This window comes from Rhodococcus jostii NBRC 16295 (assembly GCF_001894825.1).
Classification (GTDB): domain Bacteria; phylum Actinomycetota; class Actinomycetes; order Mycobacteriales; family Mycobacteriaceae; genus Rhodococcus_F; species Rhodococcus_F jostii.
This window is the reverse complement of record NZ_BCWY01000220.1, coordinates 1-1,728: the sequence shown is the minus strand read 5'-3', so window position 1 is coordinate 1,728 and position 1,728 is coordinate 1. Positions and strand designations below refer to the sequence as shown.

The 1,728-nt window shown below is 65.4% G+C and carries 1 protein-coding gene; it reads left to right on the top strand.

All coding sequences use genetic code 11. The features are described 5' to 3' along the window. Window positions 1-124 precede the first annotated feature (124 nt). Complete coding sequence (locus RJ1_RS44835) at window positions 125-1,573, top strand: IS1380 family transposase (RefSeq protein ID WP_073371159.1); 1,449 nt, start codon at window positions 125-127, stop codon at window positions 1,571-1,573. The last annotated feature ends 155 nt before the right edge of the window (window positions 1,574-1,728 follow it).

The window sequence follows — 1,728 nt, the reverse complement described above, 5'->3', positions numbered from 1 at the left end:
TAAGCCTGGATGCACCGATCTGGACGAGTCCGTGGGTGGGTCGTAACGGCGAAATGCCCTGTCGTAGTGAAAGAATTGAACTTCTCACAGAAACAATTCGGCCACGACGAAGGGCATCTCGTAGATGCAACTATCTCATACCCGGCCCGTCGCGGCGGCGAGGTTCGACGACCCTAATCTGATGTCGACCGCGGGACTGGTCCCGGTGATGGCATTGGCGCAGGCCAGCGGCCTGCTCACCCTCGCCGATCAGCACCTGAGCGTGCCGACCGACAAGGGCGCCAACCCGGGCCGCAAGGTCGCCTCGCTGGTCGGTGGGATGGTCGCGGGCGCCGACAGCATCGCCGACCTGGCGATCCTGCGGCACGGGGCGATGGGAACGATATTCGATCGACCCTACGCACCGTCGACCCTGGGATCGTTCCTTCGCCAGTTCACCTTCGGACACGTCCGGCAACTCGACGCCGTCGCCTCGCGGTTCCTGAGCAACCTCGCCGAGAAAACCCCGCTGGTCAGCGGCATCGACACCGGGCGAATCCTGGTCGATATCGACGATACGATCATCGAAGTCCACGGCCACGGCAAACAAGGCTCCGGATACGGCTACTCCGGGATCCGCGGACTCAACGCCCTCATCACCACCGTCACCACAGAGACCGCTGCGCCGGTGATCCTCACCCAACGCCTGCGCCGAGGCGCCTGCGGCTCCCCGCGCGGCGCCGCCCGCATGGTCGCCGACGCCCTGACCACCGTCGACCGGCTGCGTTCCCAGGCCCGCGGGGCGCACGTTGGCTGCTCGTGCGGTGACGGCGCGTCGAAACCCCTGATTCGGTGCGATTCGGCGTTCTACGGCCATCCCACCATTGGTGCCGCGCTCCGCGCCGGCGCCGATGTGTCGGTCACGGTGCGCCTGACCTCCACCATCAAACGTGCGATCGCATCCATCGACGCCGACGAGTCCGCGTGGACGCCGATCGAGTACACCGACGCCGTCTACGACGAGGGCACCGACACCTGGATCTCGCGGGCGGAGGTCGCGGAGATACCGTTCACCGCGTTCACCTCCCAGAAGAAGGCCCACCAGATCCCCGGTCGGCTGGTGGTGCGCCGCATCCCCGACCTGCGACCGCCCAAGGACCAGGGCCAGGGCACGTTGTTCGACATCTGGCGGTTCCACGCGTTCTTCACCACCACCGACCCCGACGAGCTCGATACCGTCGCCGCCGACAAAACCCACCGTCAGCACGCCGTCATCGAGCAGGTGCACGCGGATCTGAAGAACTCCGCTCTCGCGCATCTACCGTCGAACTCGTTTTCAGCGAACGCCGCCTGGCTCGTCGCCGCGGTGATGGCATTCAACCTGACCCGCGCCGCCGCCACCCTCACCGGCGATCCCAAACTGACGAAAGCGACCACCGGCACCCTCCGGCGCACCCTCGTCTCGGTCCCCGCACGCATCGCTTCCTCCGCCCGGAGGTTGACGCTGCACCTACCCACGCACTGGCCGTGGGAAACAGCGTGGCACAACTTGTTTGACAGCACCTTCGGTCGAAATCAGCCGATCATCACCTAACACCGGTCACACATGCCCACCCTCGATGCGAAAGACCCAGTGGAACAACCCGACACGAGAGGTCGGACGATCACCCACGCCCACACCCCACCCGCTGCCACACAACGGAATTCACAGCGACAACATCAACGAATCGGTGCATTCGGGCTAAGTAC